This is a genomic window from Micromonospora sp. CA-111912 (assembly GCF_050948415.1).
Classification (GTDB): Bacteria; Actinomycetota; Actinomycetes; order Mycobacteriales; family Micromonosporaceae; genus Micromonospora.
In genome coordinates, this window is record NZ_CP192007.1 from 6,200,199 (window position 1) to 6,220,149 (window position 19,951).

Below are 19,951 nucleotides of genomic sequence, written 5' to 3' on the forward strand. Positions count from 1 at the left end.
CCACGGTTTCGGCCCGCGGGAACCCCAACGCCGGAAATTCTCATCGCCCGGGGCGCCGGACCGCAGGCGGCACCTCCGGCACTCCCGCGATCAACGCGGTGAGCCCGTCGGCGTCGAGCAGGTCCGCCGGGCGGACCGTCGCCCCGTCCCGCACGTAGTGGAAGGCCGCGCCGACCTGGTCGACCGGCACCCGGGCCAGTTCCGCCCAGGCCAGCCGGTAGACGGCAAGCTGCACCGCCGCCGCCTCGGCCTCCTCGCCGACGGGCTGCCGCCCGGTCTTCCAGTCGACCACGTCATACCGGCCGCCGGGCCGGGCGAAGACCGCGTCCATCCGGCCGCGCACCACCACCCCGGCGATAACTGTGGCGAACGGCACTTCCACCTCCACCGGCACCCGGTCGGCCCACTCCCCGGCCAGGAAGCGCGCCTGGAGTTCGGCCAGCGCCTCGTCGGGCGCCGCGTCGGCGTCGGCCGCGCCCGGCAACTCGTCGACGTCGAGCAGCCGGTCCGCGCCGAAGCGCCCCTCCAGCCAGGTGTGGAACGCGGTGCCGCGCCGGGCGTACGGGTTCGGCTCGATGGGCATCGGGCGGCGCAGGGCGCGGGCGAGCTCCTCCGGGTCGCGGCGCAGCGCCACGAGCTGGGTGACCGAGAGCTGGCCGGGCAGGGACACCTCGACCGCACCCGCCCCGGCGGCCAGCTCGGCCCGCTCGGCGAGCAGCAGGTCGGACTCCCGCCGCCAGCGTGTCACCTCCGGATCCTCGACCTCGGCCACCCCGACGGCCGAGGCCGGAGGATCCTCGGCGAGGAAGCGGCGAACCAGCGCGGCGGCCTCGGCCAGCGCCGGGCGGCGCCCGCCCAGCGGGTCGGCCGGCCACTCGGCGCGCAGCACCACCTCGGTGGTGGGGTTGGTGGCGTCACCGGCCGGCTCGGGGGTCCACCGGTCGACCAGGTGCCCGGCGTCGCCGTCCAGGCACACGTCGTGCACCTCGCGCAGGAACACCGACGGCCCGCGCGGGCGCTTCGTCCCCTCGCCCCACCAGTAGCCGGAGCAGAGCAGCAGCCGCCGGGGGCGGGTCACCGCCACGTACGCCAGCCGGCGCTCCTCCCGTTCGTCGTGCGCCCGCCAGTCGTCGACGAAGTCGGTCAGCGCCCGGGCCACCGCGCGCTGGTCGGCCGCCTCGGCCAGGCCCAGCTCCGGCAGCCCGTCGGCGTCCCCGCGCAGCGGGAAAGGCAGCACGCCCAGCCCGCCGAGCCAGTGGTCGGAGTTGCGCACCGGCCCCGGCCAGCCGCCCCGGCTCAGGCCGGCGACCGCGACCACGTCCCACTCCAGGCCCTTCGCGGCGTGCGCGGTGAGGATCTGCACCGCGCCGGAGACCACCTCCACCTCGCCCGGGGCGAGTCCGCGCTCCTCGTCCTCGGCCGCGGTGAGGTAGGCCAGGAACCCCGACAGGGTGGCCGCCGGGGACTCCCCGCTGAACCGGGCCGCCACGTCGCCGAGGGCGTCCAGGTGGCCCCGGGCGAGGCCGGCGTCGCCGGTGCCGTCCCGACCGGCCCGGACCGCCACCTCCACGTCCAGGCCGATGGTCCGCTCGACGTCCGCGATCAGCTCCGGCAGCGTCTGGTCCAGCCGGTAGCGGAGCAGGGCCAGCTCCTCGCCGTACGCGCGCAGCCGGGCATAGCCCTGGACCGAGTACGCCTGGGCGGGCCCCAGGTCCGCCAGCGCCTCCACCAGGGTGGCCTCGTCGAGCAGGTCGACGGCGATCTGCGGCTCCTCGTCGGCGGCGAGCCGGCGGCGGCCGGCGGCGATCGCCCGGGCCCGGCGGTGCAGGGCCACCAGGTCACGCGGCCCGATCCGCCAACGCGCCCCGGTGAGCAGCCGCAGCAACGCCGCCCCGTCGGTCGGGTCGGCGAGCACCCGCAGGGTGCACACCACGTCCCGCACCTCGGGGGTGTCCAGCAGGCCACCCAGGCCCACCACCTCTACCGGCAGTCCCCAGGCCCGCAGCGCGGTCGAGAGCGCCGGGATCTGGCTGCGCAGCCGGACCAGCACGGCGGTGGTGGGCCGCTGCGGCACCGGGATGTGCTCGGGCAGCGCCTCCGGCATCCGGGCCGCCCCGCGCCAGGCGGCCAGCACGCTGTCGGCGATCCAGTCCGCCTCGTCCGCGTACGTCGGCAGGAGCGCGCAGTGCACGGTGCCGGCTGCCAGGCCACCCGGGGTGCGGTGCGGGATCGGGTCGGCGACGCTCAGCGCGGCGCGCAGCTCGGGCACCCGGGCACCGGCCGCCCGCAGCGGGGTGGCCAGGGCGTTCGCCACGCCGAGGATCTCCGGCCGGTTGCGCCAGCTCGTGGTGAGGCCGAGCACCGCCGCCGGCTCGCCGTCGGGGCGGGCGAACTCGGCGGGGAAGCGGTCCAGGGTGCCGGCGCTGGCCCCGCGCCAGCCGTAGATGGACTGGCAGGGGTCGCCGACGGCGGCCACCGGATGGCCGCCCCCGAACAGCGCGTTGAGCAGCACCACCTGCGCGTGGCTGGTGTCCTGGTACTCGTCGAGCAGCACCACCCGGTAACGGTCCCGCTCGATCGCGCCGACCGCCGGGTGATCCCGGGCCACCCGGGCCGCCCGGGCGAGCTGGTCGGCGAAGTCCATCGCCTCGAAGTCCGCCTTGCGCCGGGCGTACGCGCGGACCAGCGGCAGCAGCTTCAGCCGGGTCTGCTGCAGGGCGAGGGACTTCCGCACGTCGGCGTAGACCCGGCCGGGGCGGGACTGCACGTCGGCGAAGAACCGGCCGGTCCAGGCGGCCAGGGCGTCCGGGGCGACCAGGTGCTCGTCCAGCTCGCCGGCCAGGGCCAGCACGGCGTCGGTGATGGTGCTGGGCATCCGGTCGACGCTGGTCATGTCGCCGTCGTAGTTGCGCACCAGCAGGTCGACGAGCTGCCAGCGGGACGCCTCGGTGAGCAGCCGGGTGGACGGCTCGTACCCGGCGCGCAGCCCGTGCTCGGTGACGATCCGCCCGGCGTACGAGTGGTAGGTGGACACGGTCGGCTCGCCCGCGAACGGGTCGTCGAGCGGGTCCCGCCCTCGCCGCCCGACCCGGCGCACGAGCTGGTCGAGCCGGGTACGCACCCGGTGGCCCAGCTCGCCGGCCGCCTTGCGGGTGAAGGTCAGCCCGAGGATCTGCTCCGGCCGGACGTACGCGTTGGCGACCAGCCAGACCACCCGGGCCGCCATCGTCTCGGTCTTGCCGGACCCGGCGCCCGCGACCACCAGCAGCGGCTCGACCGGCGCGGCGATGATCGCCGCCTGCTCCCGGGTGGGCGCGGGCAGCCGGAGCAGCTTCGCCAGCTCGACCGGCGTGTACCGGGGGCCGGAGTCGGCGGCCCGGGGCGCCGGGGTCGCGGCGCTGAACAGGGCGGGCTGCGTCACGGGTTCTCGTTCTCCGGGCGGCGGGGAATCGGCGGCTCGACGACCTGGCGCCCCTGCCCGGACACCGGGCAGCTCGTACGCACCGGGCAGACCCGGCACTTCGAGTTGGCGACCGCGGCGAAGGTGGCGGCGGCCATCGTATCGGCGGTGCGCCGCACCAGCGCGGTCGCCCAGCCCGCCTCCGGCCCCTGCCCCGCTGCCGACTGGCTCTGCTCCTTGGCGTCCTTCGCGCCGGTGCCGAGCTGTACCAGGGCCGCGCCCCCGGACTCGTCGCCGAACTCCGGGAACGCCCCCGACTCCACCGCCGCCTGGTACGCCCCGAGCTGCGGATGCTCGCCGATCTCCTGCTCGGTGACGGCGGTGGACTTGCCGGTCTTCAGGTCGACCACCACCAGCCGGCCGGCGTCGTCCACCTCCAGCCGGTCCACCCGGCCGGTCAACTCGACCGGCCGGTGCGGGTCGTCGAGCCGGACCGCGAACTCGTGCTCGATGGCGAGCAGCCGGCGCGGGTTGCCCGCCAACCAGCGCAGCAGCTTGTCCACCATGGCCTCGGCCCGCTCCCGCTCCGGACCGACCATCCACCGGGCGGCCAGCTCGATCGCGTCGAACCGGGCGGCCACGTACTCCAGCAGGGCGGAACGGTCCGCGCTGGCGTCCTCGGCGAGCATCGCGGCGGCGTGCACCAGGTTGCCCACCCCCTGCGCGGCGCTGGCCGGGCCGCTGCCGCCGTGCCGCTCCAGCAGCCAGCGCAGGCTGCACCGTAGGGCGCTCTCCATCGCCGACGGGGTGACCTTCACCGGCTGCCCCTCGTCGACCAGCGGCCGGTCGTCGGAGAGGCCGCGCAGCCCCCACCAGTCGTCGGGGTGCGCGCCGGGCACCCCGGCGGCGGACAGGCGGGCCAGCTCAGCCGCCGCCGCGCGCCGCCGGTGGTGCGGCGCCGCCGGGTCGGCCACGGCGGTACGCAGCTCCGCGACCAGGGCCGGCAGAGTCAGCGCCCGGGGCGGCCCAGCCACCGGCAGGGTGATGGGCCGGTACTCGCCCCCGCCCTCCGGGTCACCGCCCTCCGGGTCACCGCCCTCCGGGTCACCGCCCTCCGGGGCTGCCGGCCCGGCGTCGCCGGTCGGGCCGGCACCGGGACCGTCCACCGAGCCTCCACCGGGACCACCGGTCGGCTCGGCGGGGGCCGGGTCGACGTCGACCGGGCCGGGCGGCTCGGTCGGATCCAGCTCGTACAGGAACCGGCTGGGCTGCTCCTCGTGGTCGTCGCCGCCGACCGCGGCCGAGGCGACCGCGCTGACCAGCAGCCGGCGACGGGCCCGGGTCACCGCCACGTGGAAGAGCCGGCGCTCCTCGTCCAGCAGCGCGGACGTCTGCCCGATCAGGACCGCCCGCCCGCCGTCGCCCTGGCCGCGGCCGGCAAGCACATCGACCAGCCGCTCGGAGCCGAGCAGGCTGCCGCGCAGCCGCAGGTCCGGCCAGACGCCCTCCTGCACCCCGACGATCGCCACCAGGTCCCACTCCAGCCCCTTGGCTGCGTGCGCGGTGAGCAGCCGGACGGCCTCGCCCCGGTCGGCCGTCGCGGCCAGGGTGTCCGCCGGCAGGTCCTGGCCGAGCACGTGGTCGAGGAAGACCTCGGTACGGGCGCCGGGCAGCCGGTCGGCGAACCGGGCCGCCGCGTCGAAGAGCACCAGCACGGCGTCCAGGTCCCGGTCGGCGGCCTCGGCCCGCCAACGCCGTGCGGTCTCGTGCTCGCCGGTCGCCGCCTGCCCCCGGGTGATCGCCCCGGCCCAGCGCTCGGCCAGGCCGCTGGCGTTCCACACCTCCCAGAGCACGTCCTCGGCGGTCGCCCCGGGCCGATCGGCCGCCTCCCGGGCGATGGCGAGCAGGCCCGCCACCGCCTGCGCCGGCTCCGCCCAGCGCCGGTCGATGGCCGCCAGTTCCTCCGGGTCGCGCAGCGCGTCGACGATCAGCTCGCCGGAGGGACGGCGGTCCCCACCGGCCAGGGCGAGGGCGCGCAGCCCCTGGCGTAGCCGCCGCTCGGCTAGCGGATCGGCCCCGCCCAGCGGCGAGTGCAGCAGCGCCACCGCCGCCTCCTCGTCCAGCCGCTCCGGCTCGAGCGCGCAGCGCAGCAGGAGCAGCAGTGGGGCCACCGCCGGCTGCAGATGCAGCGGCAGGTCCTCGCCGTGCACCACGGTCGGCACCCCGGCGGTGTGCAGCGCCCGGCGTAGCACCGGAAGCTGCCGCGCGGTCGAGCGGACCAGCACCGCCATCGCCGACCAGGGCACGCCGCCGAGCAGGTGCGCCGCGCGCAGGGCCTGGGCCAACCAGGCGGCCTCGCTGGTGGCCGAGCGGAAGGTACGCACCTCGACCGAGCCGGCCGGGGCTGCCGGCATCGGATGCAGCCGGCGGTGGGCCGCCGGGCCGCGCAGCCGGCCGGTGAGCCGCCGGGTCGCGGTGAGCAGCCCCGCACCGGCCCGGTACGACGTACTCAGCACGACCTGCGCGGCCGGCGCCCCGGAGACGGTGCGGAACCGGTGCGGGAAGGCGCTCACCCCGGCCGGGTCCGTGCCCCGGAAGGCGTACGTGGCGGAGTCCGGGTCGGCGAAGGCGACGAGGGACTTTCCCCCGCCGGCCACCACGGCGAGCAGGTCGAGCTGGGCCGGGTCGGTGTCGGCCAGTTCGTCGACGTACACATGGGCGAGGCGGCGGCGCTCGGCCTCCAACAGCTCCGGGTCGTCGAGCAGCAGCCCGGTGGCGGCCCGGACCAGCTCCGCCGGGTCGTACGCGATCGAGCCGCGGTTGCTGACGTCACGCAGGGCGAGCACGGCGACGTACTCGCGGAGGAAGCGGGCGGCGGCCGGCCAGTCCGCGCGGCCCAGCCTCTCCCCCAGCCGGGCCAGCTCCACCGGACCCACCCCGCGCTCCGCGGCCCGCATCAGCAGGTCGCGGAGCTGGGCCGCGAACGCCCGGGTACGCAGGGCGGGGCGCAGGTCCTCCGGCCAGCCGACCGGGTCGTCGTCGGGCTCCTCGCCGACGACGTCGAGCAACTCCCGAATGATCAGATCCTGCTCGGGGCCGGTGAGCAGCCGCGGGGACGGCTCCCCCCGCTCGGTGGCGGCCCGGCGCAGCAGCCCGTACGCGTACGCCGGGAAGGTGCGCACCAACGGCTCGCGCAGCACGCGGTGCCCGTCACCGGCCACCCGGGCCTCGATCTGGCGGCGCAGGTCGGTGGCCTGCCGGCGGCCGAAGGTGAGCACCAGGACCCGCTCGGGGTCGACGCCCTCGGCCACCCGCGCGGCGACCGCCTCGACCAGCGTGCTGGTCTTCCCGGTGCCCGGCCCGCCGACGACGAGCATCGGCCCACGGGTGTGCGCCACGACCTCGGCCTGGAGCGAGTCGTCCCGCCACCCCCGGCCCCGCCCGGTTCCCTCGGCAGGCCCAGCCCCTTCGGCGGGCTCAGCCCTCTCGGCCGGCTCAGCCCTCTCTGCCGGCTCCGCAGGCGGCTCCTCGGCGTGCGCCCGCCCGGCGGGAGGCTCCTCGGCGCGCGTCAGACCGCCGACAGGCTCGTCGGCGTACTTCTCATCGCCCCCGCGGCCCTCACCAGCCTGCGCGTCATCGCCGCCCGGCCCTCCGGCCCGATGATCCCGCCCGGTCGCGCCCTCGGGCCGACCGTCCCCCCGCGCCGCCCCACCCGACCCGCGGTCCCCCCGGACCGCCTCGGCAGGCCGACGCACCAGCCGGTACGCCTGCATCCCCCCATCCCACCACGCCCCTGCGACACCCCACCCACCCCACACCCCCGCCCTGGGGGTGGGGCGCGGGGTGTGGCTGGGGTGGGGGTCAGGGGAGGTTGGGGGTGAGGGCGTCCAGGGCGGCGGGGATGCTGTCGACGACCGTGAGGAGGCCCAGGCCGGCCGGCTTGAGGAAGTTGCGGTCGGCGAGGCCGGCCAGCCAGTCGATCAGGGGGCGGTAGAAGCCGTCCACGTCGACCAGCACCATCGGTTTGGTGTGCAGGGCGAGGGTGGCCGTGGTCCAGACCTCGAACAGCTCGTCCAGGGTGCCCAACCCGCCGGGCAGGGTGAGGAACGCGTCCGACTTGTCGATCATGAGAGTCTTGCGGTCGGCCATGCTGCCGGTGACCAGCAGCTCGTCCGAGGCGAGGTCGGCCACCTCCAGGTCGACCAGGGACTGCGGGATCACCCCCAGGGTGGTCCCGCCGGCGGACCGGGCCCCGTCCGCCACCGCACCCATCATCCCGACGCAGCCGCCGCCGCTGACCAGCGTGTGGCCGCGGCGGGCGATCTCCGCGCCCGCCTCGGCGGCGAGGTCGAGCCAACGCCGGTCGAGGGTACGGGACGACGCGCAGAACACGCAGATCGCCGCCACCGGCTCAGCGCTCCCGGCCCTGCTCGGCGGCGGCCTGCTGGTCCGCCGCAGTCTGGGCGACGGACTCCTCGCGGACCGCCTCCTGCTCGGCGGAGAGCGCGGCCTCGGCCTCAACGATGTGCCGGACCGCCGCGTCGACGTCGTCGGTGAGGCAGATCAGCTCCAGGTCGACCGGCCCGATCTTGCCCTCGACCGCCATCGTGTCGCGCAGCCAGTCGAGCAGCCCGTGCCAGTAGTCCGTCCCCATCAGCACCACCGGGAACCGGGTGACCTTGCCGGTCTGCACCAGGGTCAGCGCCTCGAACAGCTCGTCCATGGTGCCGAAGCCGCCGGGCAGCACCACGAACGCCTGGGCGTACTTGACGAACATGGTCTTGCGGGCGAAGAAGTACCGGAAGTCGATGGCCAGGTCGACCCAGTCGTTGAGGCCCTGCTCGAACGGCAGCTCGATGCCGAGCCCGACGGAAAGCCCGCCGGCGTCGCTGGCGCCCCGGTTGGCCGCCTCCATCACGCCGGGCCCGCCGCCGGTGATCACCGCGTACCCGGCCCGGGCCAGGGCGGCGCCCAGTTCCTCGGCCATCCGGCACTCCGGGCTGTCCGGCTTGCTCCGGGCCGAGCCGAAGACGCTGACCGCCGGCGGCAGGTCGGCCAGGGTGTCGAAACCCTCCACGAACTCCGACAGGATGCGCAGGGCCCGCCAGGCGTCCTTGGTCTTCCAGTCGCCGCGCCCCCGGGAGTCCAGCAGCCGCTGGTCGGCGGTGCTCGTCGGGATGGCCTGGCGGCGCAGCGTGACGGCGCCCCGGTGCCGTTCCCGCCCCCGCTCGCGGCCCGGGTCTCGTCCGTTGCTGTCGCTCATGGGAGCAACCGTAGTGGAGGGGCACCCCATCGGGTGTGGCACCTGTACCGGGTGGCGGCAGGACAGCGGCGGGGCGGACAGATTTTCCACGACCGGGGCAACTAATTCGGTCGCACGCACGTCTTACTATTCACATACCGGGTATGCCCCGGCACGCGCCTTCGGGGGAGGAGCCAGCGTGATCAGCAACAGCGAGATGATCCGGATCCGTCGGCAGATGCAGCGACGGATCCACGACGTGGTGGCCGAGCGCCGCCGCGCCCGGCAGGTGGAAGCCACCACCGCCGACCTCACGGGCGACCCGGCCGACACCCGCGCCGAGTCGTCCCTGTCCCCGACCGCCTGACCGACCGTTCGGCGGCCGGGCGGGCGGGCCGCCCGCCCCGGCCGCCGAACCAGGGTGGCGGGCCGCCGGGCCGGACCACACGCCCGGCCGAATCATGCCCCCGGCCAGACCATGCCCCGGCCAGACCGAGCCCCCGGCCAGGCCGTCAAGCCCTGGGCGCGGCGGGTTCAGGCGGGGGTGAGCCAGCGGTGCAGGGTGGCCGCCCCGTCGCGGATCTTGCTGATCTCGACGTGCTCGTCCGGGTGGTGGGCCAGGTTGGGATCCCCCGGGCCGAAGTTCAGCGCCGGGATGCCCATCGCGGCGAACCGGGCCACGTCCGTCCAGCCCAGCTTGCCGATCGGCGCGGCACCGACCGCCGCCAGGAACTCCTTCGCCGGGGGCGCGTCCAGCCCGGGTGCCGCCCCGGCCGCCATGTCGGTCACCCGCAGCTCGAAGCCCGCGAACACCTCACGCAGGTGCGCCTCGGCCTCGGCCGGCGTCCGGTCGGGCGCGAACCGGTAGTTCACCTCGATCTCGCAGTGGTCCGGCACCACGTTGCCGGCGACCCCCCCGCCGACCCGGACCGCGTTCATGCCCTCGCGGTAGTCGCAGCCGTCGATGGTGACCCGCCGCGCCTCGTACCCGGACAGGCGGCGCAGCACCTCGCCGGCGGCGTGGATGGCGTTCACCCCGTGCCAGGAGCGCGCCGAGTGGGCCCGGACGCCGGTGGTGGTCACCACCGCACGCATGGTGCCCTGGCAGCCGGCCTCCACGATCCCGTGCGTCGGCTCCAGCAGCAGCGCGAAGTCCGCCTGGAGCCACTCCGGGTACGCCTCGGCGACCAGGAAGAGGCCGTTGTACTTCGACTCGATCTCCTCGGCCTCGTAGAAGAAGTACGTCACGTCGTACTTCGGCTCGGGCAGGGTCACCGCCAGGTGCAGCGCGTACGCCACGCCGGACTTCATGTCCGAGGTGCCGCAGCCGTACATCAGGTCGCCGCGCGTGGTCGACGGGAAGTTGTTGTTCAGCGGAACGGTGTCCAGGTGCCCCGCGAGCACCACCCGGGAGTCCCTCCCGAGGTCGGTACGCGCCATCACGGTGTTGCCGTGCCGGAACGTGGTCAGGTGCGGCACCCGACGCAGCACCTCCTCGACGAAGTCGGCGATCACCTTCTCGTTGAGGGAGACGGACTCGATGTCGACCAGTACGCGGGTCAGCTCCACCGGATCGGCGAGGACCTCGGGGGTCAGCGGGTTCTCCATGGTTCGCACGGTACCGTCACAGAGGTGACGACTGCACAGCCTGCGTGGGGCATCGGCCTGGCCACCATCACCGCTGACGAGCAGGTGCTCGACACCTGGTACCCGACGGGCAAGCTGGGGCTCGGCGAGCTGCCGCTGGTCGCCGGCGAGGACGAGGCGGACGTGCTGGACCTGCCGCCGGGGGCGGTCGGCGAGCGGGCGCTGCCCGGCCTGCGTACGGTCCAGGTGGTCACCGTGCTCGGCTCGCTGGACGACCCGATCAAGGATGCGGCCGACGCGTACCTGAGGTTGCACCTGCTCTCCCACCGCCTGGTGCGCCCCAACGAGCTGAACCTCGACGGCATCTTCGGCCAGCTGGCGAACGTGGCCTGGACGTCGGCGGGGCCGTGCCCGCCGGAGCGGGTGGACGAGCTGCGGGTGATCGAGCGGGCCGCCGGCCGCCACCTGAGCGTGTACGGGGTGGACAAGTTCCCCCGGATGACCGACTACGTGGTCCCCGCCGGGGTGCGGATCGCCGACGCGGACCGGGTCCGGCTCGGTGCCCACCTCGCCGCCGGCACCACCGTGATGCACGAGGGCTTCGTCAACTTCAACGCCGGCACGCTCGGCACCTCGATGGTCGAGGGGCGCATCGTGCAGGGCGTACTGGTCGGCGACGGCTCCGACATCGGCGGCGGCGCGTCGATCATGGGCACCCTGTCCGGCGGCGGCACCGAGAAGATCAGCATCGGCGAGCGCAGCCTGATCGGCGCGAACGCCGGCGTCGGCATCTCCCTCGGCGACGACTGCGTGGTCGAGGCCGGCTGCTACGTCACCGCCGCCTCGAAGATCGCCCTCCCGGACGGCCGGGTGGTCAAGGCCCGCGACCTGTCCGGCGTCGACGGCCTGCTGTTCTGGCGCAACTCGGTCACCGGCGCGCTGGAGGCCCGCCCCCGCACCGGCCGGGGCATCGAGCTGAACGCCGCCCTGCACGCCAACGACTGACGACCGTCGGCGGTGCCGCGCGGCCCGGCCCCCGGGTCACGGAGGCCGGGCGACGGCACCGCCGACGGAGGACAACACGGGTCCGGGCCCGGCGGGACGTGCCGCCGGGCCCGGACGCCGGTTCAGCGCAGCCGGTACGCCTGGATGATCCGCGTGGTCACCGTGTTTCCGGCGGTGTCCTTCGCGGTGGCCCGCAGCGAGACGTGACCGGCGTCGGCCGGGTGTCTCAGCGTGGCCGCCCAGCCGGAGCCCTGGCGGCGCAGCTCCGCCTTGTGCCAGGTCTTCCCGCCGTCGTACGAGGCGTCGACGGTCAGCGCGGCGACCTTGGCCGCCGGTGCCCCGTCCTGCCGCTCCACCCGCACCGGAACGGTGAAGGACCGCCCGGCGGGGGCGCTGTTGTCGACGCGCAGCGCCGGGGCGAAGCGCACCGCCATCGCCGGCAGCGCCGCGAAGTCCTCGCCGGGTACGTGCCGGGACCGGAACGTCCAGGCGCTGGTGACCTCGGTGCTCAGGTCGGTGAAGCCGCGCTTCGCCGAGGTCTCAAGCCGGTAGTTTGCCGCGCCCGCCGGCACCTCGAACTCCCCGTACCCGGCGTACTCGCCCTCCCCGACCAGCTTGCCCTCGCGGTACAGCCTGGTCCACTGGGGGTCGTTGAGCGACCCGCCGGCGTGCCCGGCCGCGTCGCTGTGCACGGGCAGGTCGACCACGACGGTGTCGCCCGTGCGGGTGATCCCCTCGTGCGGCCAGCGCCGCGCCGGGAAGGACGGCGCGAACGGGGCCTCGCCCCAGGTCTCGTGGTGCGTCCGGCCGCCCCGGTACGCCGTCGTCGGCGTGCGCAGCATTGCCTGCGTCTCCAGCCAGCCCTCGGGGGTGCGGGCGCCGAAGTCCAGCTCGCTCCCCCACCGCACGTGGTTGGTGCTGTAGTGCTCGACCCGGCGGCCGGGCGTCGCGGTGCGCAGGATCAGGGCGGAGCCGCCCGTGTTGTACTCCACCTCGCCCATGACCATCCGCTCGGCCTCCAGCCCCGGGTAGGCGTCCCGGAAGGTGTGCACGACGGTGGCCAGGTCCCGGCTGCGGTAGTGCTTGACGAAGCCGGTCGGCATCCGGCCGGGGAACGCCTCCAGCAGCGCGTACAGGTACGGGCTGCTGGCCGCCTGCCTGTCGGCCCACTGGCTGCCGATCGTGGCGACGAACCGCTCGGGAGTGCTGGCCGGGCCGACCTGCCCGCTGGTCAGCCCCTCGAAGCCGTCGCTCCACAGGCCGAACGAGTACACGCTCGTGTCCTCTGCGAAGAAGATCGCGCTGACGTCCACCAGCAGCGGGGTCGCGCCGCGCTGCGGCACCGTGTTCAGCACCGGCTTCGCGGTGCGGGCGTCGAGGGTGAGCCGGAGCGCCCGGTCGACGACCAGCTCGGGCCGGGCGAGCATGGTGGCCCCGGCGGGCTCGCCGTTCGCATCCGTGGCGAACAGGTAGCTGGCCAGCCCGTACCGCCCCTTCGGGACGCGCACGGTCGCCGTGCCGTCGGCGTCGTAGACGTCCGTGGGAAACTCGAAGGTTTCCAGGTCGACCAGGCTGGTGCCGTACTCGGTGGCGGGCCTGCCGTCCCGGCCGACGTGGGCGATGGTGACCTCGTAGCTCTCCACCTCGCGGTGCACCGCGATCGGGGTGACCGCCACCGTCGCGCCGGACCGGGCGACGACCCGGCCGGTGTAGTAGCCGTCCGCGCCCTGCACCCGGGTGTCGGCGGTGACGGTGGCCTGCGCCTGGCCGCCGGCCGGCACGGTGACCTGGGTCGCGCCGAGCCGGAACAGGCCGGCCGGGGCCGGCACGCCACCGGGCCCGGTGGCCTCGACGGCGAGGTCGAGGGTGACCGGTGCGGACCCGGAGTTGCGCCAGGTCACCGTGCGGGCGAGCGTGGGGTCGTCGCCGTGCGGCCACTGCGCCCGGCCGAAGGACACGCTCGCCGGGTCACTGGTGACCTGCTGGCCGATCGCCCGGGCCACGTCGACCCGGCCCGCGCCCTGCTGGTAAGCGGTCTGCCCGGGATGCGGCTTGGCCGAGGCCATCAGGGTCGACTTGAGCGCGCCGGCCTGCCAGTCGGGGTGCCGCTGGGCGAGCAGTGCCGCCGAGCCGGCGACGTGCGGGGTGGCCATCGAGGTGCCGGAGAGCGTCATGTAGTTCTCGCCGACCGGCTCGCCGAGGTCGCTGCCGGCCGCCCGAGCCGCGACGATCTCCACGCCGGGGGCGGTGATGTCCGGCTTGAGGGCGTCGTCGCCGACCCGGGGGCCCCGGCTGGAGAAGTTGGCCAGTTCGTCGTCGCGGTCGACCGCGCCGACCGCCAGGGCGGCGTCCGCGCTGGCCGGGGAGCCGACCGAGCCGTCGGAGCCGTCGTTGCCGGCGGCGATGACGAAGAGGGTGCCGGTCTGCGCGGTGAGGGTCTGCACCGCCTGCTCCAGCGGATCCACCTCGGGGGTGTCCATTCCGCCGAGGCTCAGGTTGACCACGGTGGCGTGCTTCTCCGCCGCCGCCCACTGCATGCCGGCGAGGATCGCCGAGTCGGTGCAGCTGGAGCTCTCGCAGACCTTGCCGGAGAGCAGCGTGGCGTCCGGGGCCACCCCCCGGTACTTCCCGCCGGAGGCGGCGCCGCTGCCCGCTATGGTCGAGGCGACGTGGGTGCCGTGGCCGACCGTGTCGCCCGGCTCGGGCGCCTCGCTGAAGTTGCGCGACTCGGCGAGCCGGCCGGCGAAGTCGGGGTGGTCGGGGTCGACGCCGGTGTCCAGCACCGCGACGGTGACGCCCTTGCCGGTGATCCCGGCCGCGTGGGCGGCGGGCGCGCCGATCTGGGGCACGCTGTGGTCCAGGGTCACCTTGCGCTGGCCGTCCAGCCAGAGCCGGTCGACACCCTCCGCCGTGTCGACCCGGGCGGACGCCCGGCCGATGGTCATCGCGCCCCACACCGCGCCGGCGCGGGCCTTCTCGGCCGTCACCGCCGCGCCGCCGATCGCGGGCAGATCGCGGGTCACCCGGGTGCCGGCGATGCCGGCGACGGCCCGGCGGGCCTCACCCGAGCGGTACGAGACCAGCAGCGGGAGGCTGTCCCGGTGGGCGTCGTCGTAGCCGGCCTCGATCAGCCCGGTGACGTCGAAGAGCCGCCGGTCCACCTTGCCTGAGCGGAGCAGGGGCAGCGCGTCCTGGGGCAGCACGGTGACGTGGCCCCGGTCCCGCTGGACCAGGAACCGCAGGTCGTCGCGGCCGGAGCCGGGCCGGACGGACACCGCGCCGGAGGCCGCGACGGTGACCCGGTCACCGGTGACCAGCGTGACCGTGGCCGGGCGTCCGGCGGCCCGGCCGGCAGGCTCGGCCCCGGCGGTCGCGGAGGCGGGGGTGGCGGAGGCGGGGGACGTGGCCGGGGCGGCCCCGGCCGGGGCGGTCAGCGGCGCGGCGAGCACCAGACCGAGGGCCAGCGCCAGGCCGGCCGATTTTCTTCCTGTTCGATGCAACGGATTCCTCCTTGTGAGGCGTCATCACTGACAGAGGTCACACAGGCACAGAGAAGAATTGCATACTCGGTATGCGGAAGAGAAGTCAGTAAAGTGACAAACTTGGCACAAAGTGGAGGCCCGGCCGGGGGATGATCGGCCCATGACCTCCATGAAGGACCGCATGCTCGCCGGCGAGTTGTACCGCGCCGACACCCCGGAGATCCTGGCCGACCTGGACCGGGCGGCCCGCCTCAACGAGGCGTTCAACCGCAGCTCGGCGGCCGACCCCGAGGCCCGGCTGGCCGCGCTGCGCGAGCTGCTCGGCTCGGTCGGCGAGGGCGCCTGGGTCCGCCCGCCGTTCCACTGCGACTACGGCTGGAACATCCACCTGGGGCCGCGCGGATTCGTCAACTTCAACGCGGTCTTCCTCGACGTCGCCCGGATCACCGTCGGCGCGGACGTCCAGATGGGACCGAACGTGCAACTCCTGACGGCCACCCACCCGGTCGACCCGGAGCCCCGGCGGGAGAAGTGGGAGGCGGCGCAGCCGATCACGATCGGGGACAACGTCTGGCTCGGCGGTGGGGTGATCGTGCTGGCCGGGGTGAGCATCGGCGACAACACGGTGGTCGGTGCGGGCGCCGTGGTGAACCGCGATCTGCCGGCGAACGTCGTCGCGGTGGGCAACCCCGCGCGGGTCGTACGCGAGATCGCCTGACCCGTCGACCCGGGCCGTGGCTCGCGGTGCGGGACGCCGCCCACGGGGCACCGCCGCCGGCCCCGTGCCTCAGGCGGGCGGATCGGCCAGCCGGACCACCAGATCGGCGCGCACGGCGGTGCCTGCCACCAGAGCCGCGTTGGCCTCGTCGCTGCCCAGCGCCCAGGCCCGCGCCTGCTCCGGCGACCTCCCGTACGACTGGTGCCGGGCGGTCAGCCGGCGGTGCCGCAGCTCGGCGTCCAGGTCGAGGAACCACACCTCGTGCAGCAACTGCCGCACCTCGTCCCACAGGTCCCCGGACAGCAGCAGGTAGTTGCCCTCGGTCACCACCAACCGCACCTCGGGCGGCACCTCGACCGCACCGGCGACCGGCTCCTCCAGGTCCCGACGGAACCCCGGGGCCCAGACCGAGATCGGCTCCAGCCGGTGCAACCGGCGCAGCAGCGCGACGTACCCACCGACGTCGAAGGTGTCCACCGCGCCCTTGCGCGCGTCCCGGCCGAGCCGGCGCAGCTCCGCCTGGGCCAGGTGGAAGCCGTCCATCGGCACCAGCCGGGCGGTCGCACCCACCTCGGCGACGACCCGCTCGGCCAGGGTGGACTTGCCCGCCCCCGGCGCTCCGGCGATGCCGAGGAGCTGACGGGGCCCGGCCTCGGCCAGGGCCCGGGCGCGGGCCACCAGCTCTCCGAGGGAAAGGACCCGGGCGTCCGGCATCAGCCGAGGACCGGCGCGGTGATCGTGAACCGGGCCTCCACCGCCGCGTGCACGCTCTGCGGCTGCGGGTCCAGTTCCAGCTCCGGCGGGGCGTCCGCGAGCCCGCCGGACTTGAACGCGGCGCGGGTCATCATCGGCTGCGGGGCCAGCCCGTTGTCGGCCAGCTCCAGCAGCGCGGTCACCCGGGAGCCCAGCGCCTCGGCGTACTCCCGGGCGCGGGCCAGCGCGTCGGCGATGGCGGCGTGCCGCGCCTCCCGGTACGCCGGGCTGTCCGGCCGCAGCGACCACCACGGGCCGGCGACCTCGACCTGGTCCTGATCGGCCAGGCGGAGCATCAGCTCGCCCAGCGCGGTGAAGTCGGTGACGGTGACAGTCGTGGCGACGCTGCCGTGCCAGGCCACCACCCGCTCGCCGGAGCGCTTCGTCTCCGGCCAGACCCGCAGGTCGCCGGTCTCCCGGCGGTCCACGGCCGGGTCGGCGGCGTCGAGCAGCACCCGCACGGCGGCGGCCCGCTCGGCGAGCCGGGCCAGAACGGCCTCCCGGTCCCGGTCCCGCGCCGTCGCGGTCACCGTGAACCGGGCCAGCTCGGGAGCTACTTCCCGGTACGCCTCGCCGCGTACCGCAACGACCGGTCCGTCCACCATGCCCTCACCCTACGGGAGGTGGCCGGTGTAGGTCACCGTCCCCGCCGCCACCCGGCAGCCGGTCAGGTGCCCGCCGGCAGCGCCGAGCGACAGCAGGTACGCCAGTTCGCCGTCGACATCCCCACCGAGCGAGAAGTCACGGACGACCGGGGGCAGCTCGCGGTCGAGCAGGGCCAGCCTCAGCCCTCGCGCCCGCTCGTAGTGCCCCACGAGGGCCGCCGCGTCGCCGGACCGCAGCGCGGCGGCGAGTTGGTCGAGGTACCCGGTCACCCGGCCGAGCTGGGCGAGCACCTGGTCGCGGTTGTTCAGCAGCATGTCCGCCGTCCGGGCAGCCGGGGTGCCGGCGACCCGGGTGCCGTCCCGGAAGCTGCCGGCGGCCAGGCCCAGCACGGCGTCCCGCAGGTCGGCGTCCGCCACCGCGCCGGCCAGGCTGCCGGCCAGCAGGTGCGGAATGTGCGACGCGAGGGCCGCCGCCGCGTCGTGCGCGTCCGGCGCCATCGGGACGACCCGCGCGTCGAAGACGTCGATGATCAGGGCGGCGAGCGTACGGAACCGCTCGATGCCCTGCGCCGTGGGGCAGAGCACCCAGGCCGCGCCGTCGAACAACTCGGAGACGGCGGCGGTCAGCCCGGCGCGCTCCGCCCCGGCCATCGGGTGCCCCGGGACGAAGCGGTCGGTCAGGCCGTGCGCCGCGGCGAACCCGGCGATCCCGCCCTTGGTGCTGCCCACGTCGGTGAGCACGCAGTCGGGACCGGTTTGCCTGGCGACGATGAGGAGGGTCTCCGGCAGGCTGGACAGCGGGCCGCAGAGGAACACCACGTCCCGGTCGCGGACGGCGTCGGCCAGTTCGTCGGGGAAGGTAATGCCCCGGGTGCGTCCCTCCGCGCGGGTGGCGGCGTCCGGGTCCCAGCCGGTGACGTCGGTCCCGCGCTCGTGCAGGCGGAGCAGGACCGAGCCGCCGATGAGCCCGGTGCCCACCACCGCGGCCCGCGGGTTGCCACCGGGCCTGTCCACCATCACCCACCTCGGCGTCTCGGTCGGTACGCGTCGAGGTCACCTCGGCCCGTTCGGCCCCGAGGATATCGCCCGCCCGACCCCGGCCCCCTCGTGTGCCCGTCTCCCGGAACGAGCGCCCGGCGTCCTGGATCTCAGGCCGCCCGGCGCTGACCGGACGGGGGATGCTCAACGAAGATCGACGAAGTACGGTCCCTCCCGCCGGATACCACATCGGTGTCCGTACGGGGAAAGGGCAACATCATGTCCGCCGCGACGTACCGGGCTCTCGCCTCGGTGCTCATGCTGATCGGCTTCTACGTCGTCGCGCTGCTCCAGCTCGCCGCCGTCGTCGCATTCGGCTTCTGGATCCACCAGTGGGCCAGCGGTCTCGCCACCGCCAAGCTCATAATCCCGCTCTTGCTGGCGCTCGGCGCCGTACTGGTCGGGCTCTGGCGAGCCGTCCGCACCAAGAGCGAGCCCGCGCCGGGCCTGGTCCTCGACGAGCGGGCCGCCCCTGCGCTCTGGGCCGCCGTGCGTGAGCTGGCCGCCGAGGTCGGCACCCGCGCCCCGGACGAGATCCGGCTGGTGCCCGAGGTGAACGCGGCCGTCGCCGAACAGAGCAGCATGCTCGGACTGGTGGGCGGCCGGCGGACCATGTACGTCGGGTTGCCGCTGCTCCAGGCGATGCGGGTCGACCAGTTCCGCGCGGTGCTGGCACACGAGCTGGGCCACTACTCGGGCCGGCACACCCGGCTCGGCGCAGTGGCGTACCGGGGGCGGCTGGCGATCGCCGAGACCATCGGTCGGATCGGCGGGCGCAACCCGATCGGCTGGGTCTTCCGGGGGTACGCGAAGCTCTACCTGCTGGTGGACAACGCCGCGTCGCGCCGCCAGGAGCTGGAGGCCGACCGCTCCGCGGTGCGGCTGGCCGGCCGGGAGGCAGCCACGTCCGCGCTGCGCACCCTGCCGGCGCTGGGCGCCGCCTGGTCGTTCTACATGGGCCGGTACGTCGAGCCGGGCTGGTCGGCGGGGCTCGCCCCGGACGACCTGTTCGGCGGCTTCGGCCAGCTGCTCGCCGCCCGCCGGGACGAGATCACCGCGCTGCGGGAGAACGCGCCCGACGAGAAGCCGTCCCGCTGGGACACCCACCCGCCCGTCGGTATTCGGGTGGCCGCGATGGCCGACGCGCCGGCCGACGCGATGGCCGACGCGCCCGCGCCGGACGAGCGGCCGGCCGCCGGCCTGCTGGCCGATATCGGCGCGGCGGGTCTGGCGTTGCAGGCGGACGTGATCGCGCACGAGGGACGGCAGGTCCTGGCCTGGCCCGAGTTCATCGCGGCGACGATCGCCGCCGGCGGGCAGCGCGAGGCCGACGCCGTCTACCGGGCTGCGGGCCGGTTCACCGGCGCGGCGGAGCCCGGCCTGCCCACGGTGCTGGACCTGGTCCGCGCGGGTCGGCTCGGCGAGTTCGCCGAGCAGTTCTACCCGGACTCCTCCCACGAGGAGGCCGCCGCCCGCTTCGCCGGCCCGATGAATTCGCTGCTGGTCAACGCCGCGATTCGCGCCGGCCAGGCGCACTGGCAGCTGTCCTGGTCCGCCCCCGCCCGGCTGGTCGGCCCGGACGGCGAGCCGTGGGACCTGACCGAGGTCGCCAAGCTCGCGGTCGACCCCGAGACCCTGGACGAGGCGCTGGCCCGCCTCGCCGAGGCCGGCGTCGACCCGGCCGGCGCGACGGTGGTGCAGCGGCGGGTCTCCGGACGAGACGCCGACCTCGTCGGCGCGTTGGCCAACATCAAGGTCGACGGCGCCGAGCACGACGTGCTGGTCCTGGACCGTGGGCTGGTGCTGATCGCCGACCCGGGCAAGGCGAGCAAGGGCGAGGAGCGGCTGCGGGCGCTGCTCGGATCGGTGCCGGTGGCCGAGCTCGCGGCCCGACACACCTTCCTGCCGTACGAGGAGATGACCTCGGTCGCGGTGAAGCGGGAGGTGCCGCTGAAGGCCGAGCTCACCCTGCACGACGGGCGGACGATGGCGATGCAGGAGCTGTTCTCCAGCGAGCTGCTGGGGAAGCACAGCCGGGACGCGCTGCTGACGGTGTTCCGCCGGATCGGCGGGTGACCTCCGCCGGTGCCCCGGCCGGCCGGGGCACCGGCGCACCCGCTC

Annotated in this window: 13 protein-coding genes; 4 read left to right on the forward strand and 9 right to left on the reverse strand. The window is 75.3% G+C overall.

Features of this window, described 5'->3' with window-relative positions:
* Positions 1 to 40: 40 nt before the first annotated feature.
* From ACQPZO_RS26065 to ACQPZO_RS26080, 4 genes are all read right to left on the reverse strand, one after another.
* Positions 41 to 3,421, reverse strand: coding sequence for an ATP-dependent helicase (locus ACQPZO_RS26065; RefSeq protein ID WP_433344574.1), 3,381 nt, complete (start codon positions 3,419 to 3,421; stop codon positions 41 to 43).
* Positions 3,418 to 7,173 (reverse strand): ATP-dependent helicase, encoded by a 3,756-nt coding sequence (locus ACQPZO_RS26070; RefSeq protein WP_433344575.1) that lies wholly within the window; start codon positions 7,171 to 7,173, stop codon positions 3,418 to 3,420. Before ACQPZO_RS26070 ends, ACQPZO_RS26065 begins: the two co-directional genes overlap by 4 nt.
* Positions 7,174 to 7,261: 88 nt before the next feature.
* Positions 7,262 to 7,807, reverse strand: a complete 546-nt coding sequence (locus tag ACQPZO_RS26075; protein WP_387015384.1) for a TIGR00730 family Rossman fold protein — start codon at positions 7,805 to 7,807, stop codon at positions 7,262 to 7,264.
* Between the two features lie 4 nt (positions 7,808 to 7,811).
* On the reverse strand, positions 7,812 to 8,663 hold the full coding sequence (locus tag ACQPZO_RS26080; protein WP_433344576.1) for a TIGR00730 family Rossman fold protein: 852 nt from the start codon (positions 8,661 to 8,663) through the stop codon (positions 7,812 to 7,814).
* 178 nt (positions 8,664 to 8,841) lie between these two features.
* On the opposite strand from ACQPZO_RS26080, the gene ACQPZO_RS26085 reads away from it, so the two are divergent.
* On the forward strand, positions 8,842 to 9,009 hold the full coding sequence (locus ACQPZO_RS26085; RefSeq protein WP_433344577.1) for a hypothetical protein: 168 nt from the start codon (positions 8,842 to 8,844) through the stop codon (positions 9,007 to 9,009).
* 167 nt (positions 9,010 to 9,176) lie between these two features.
* Here the strand turns inward: ACQPZO_RS26085 and dapE are convergent, their stop codons facing one another.
* Positions 9,177 to 10,250, reverse strand: a complete 1,074-nt coding sequence (gene dapE / locus ACQPZO_RS26090) for a succinyl-diaminopimelate desuccinylase (RefSeq protein WP_433344578.1) — start codon at positions 10,248 to 10,250, stop codon at positions 9,177 to 9,179.
* Positions 10,251 to 10,274: 24 nt separating this feature from the next.
* On the opposite strand from dapE, the gene dapD reads away from it, so the two are divergent.
* On the forward strand, positions 10,275 to 11,234 hold the full coding sequence (gene dapD / locus ACQPZO_RS26095; protein ID WP_433344579.1) for a 2,3,4,5-tetrahydropyridine-2,6-dicarboxylate N-succinyltransferase: 960 nt from the start codon (positions 10,275 to 10,277) through the stop codon (positions 11,232 to 11,234).
* Positions 11,235 to 11,356: 122 nt separating this feature from the next.
* Here the strand turns inward: dapD and ACQPZO_RS26100 are convergent, their stop codons facing one another.
* Positions 11,357 to 14,734, reverse strand: a complete 3,378-nt coding sequence (locus ACQPZO_RS26100; protein ID WP_433344580.1) for a S8 family serine peptidase — start codon at positions 14,732 to 14,734, stop codon at positions 11,357 to 11,359.
* 142 nt (positions 14,735 to 14,876) lie between these two features.
* On the opposite strand from ACQPZO_RS26100, the gene ACQPZO_RS26105 reads away from it, so the two are divergent.
* Positions 14,877 to 15,434, forward strand: a complete 558-nt coding sequence (locus ACQPZO_RS26105; protein WP_433344581.1) for a sugar O-acetyltransferase — start codon at positions 14,877 to 14,879, stop codon at positions 15,432 to 15,434.
* Positions 15,435 to 15,503: 69 nt separating this feature from the next.
* Here the strand turns inward: ACQPZO_RS26105 and ACQPZO_RS26110 are convergent, their stop codons facing one another.
* Genes ACQPZO_RS26110 through ACQPZO_RS26120 form a run of 3 tightly spaced genes read right to left on the reverse strand, consistent with a single transcriptional unit; the run spans position 15,504 to position 17,809 of the window.
* On the reverse strand, positions 15,504 to 16,148 hold the full coding sequence (locus ACQPZO_RS26110; RefSeq protein WP_433344582.1) for a nucleoside/nucleotide kinase family protein: 645 nt from the start codon (positions 16,146 to 16,148) through the stop codon (positions 15,504 to 15,506).
* Entirely contained in the window at positions 16,148 to 16,792 is a 645-nt protein-coding gene (locus ACQPZO_RS26115; RefSeq protein ID WP_433344583.1) for an SIMPL domain-containing protein, read from the reverse strand. Before ACQPZO_RS26115 ends, ACQPZO_RS26110 begins: the two co-directional genes overlap by 1 nt.
* Before the next feature lie 9 nt (positions 16,793 to 16,801).
* Positions 16,802 to 17,809 carry a prephenate dehydrogenase gene (locus tag ACQPZO_RS26120; RefSeq protein WP_433344584.1) on the reverse strand — a complete coding sequence of 336 codons (1,008 nt, stop codon included), beginning with the start codon at positions 17,807 to 17,809 and terminating at the stop codon, positions 16,802 to 16,804.
* A 213-nt stretch (positions 17,810 to 18,022) separates the two neighbouring features.
* Between ACQPZO_RS26120 and ACQPZO_RS26125 the strand changes: the two genes are divergently transcribed.
* Positions 18,023 to 19,906: a M48 family metallopeptidase gene (locus ACQPZO_RS26125; RefSeq protein WP_433344585.1), complete on the forward strand. Its 1,884-nt coding sequence runs from the start codon at positions 18,023 to 18,025 to the stop codon at positions 19,904 to 19,906.
* Positions 19,907 to 19,951 lie beyond the last annotated feature (45 nt).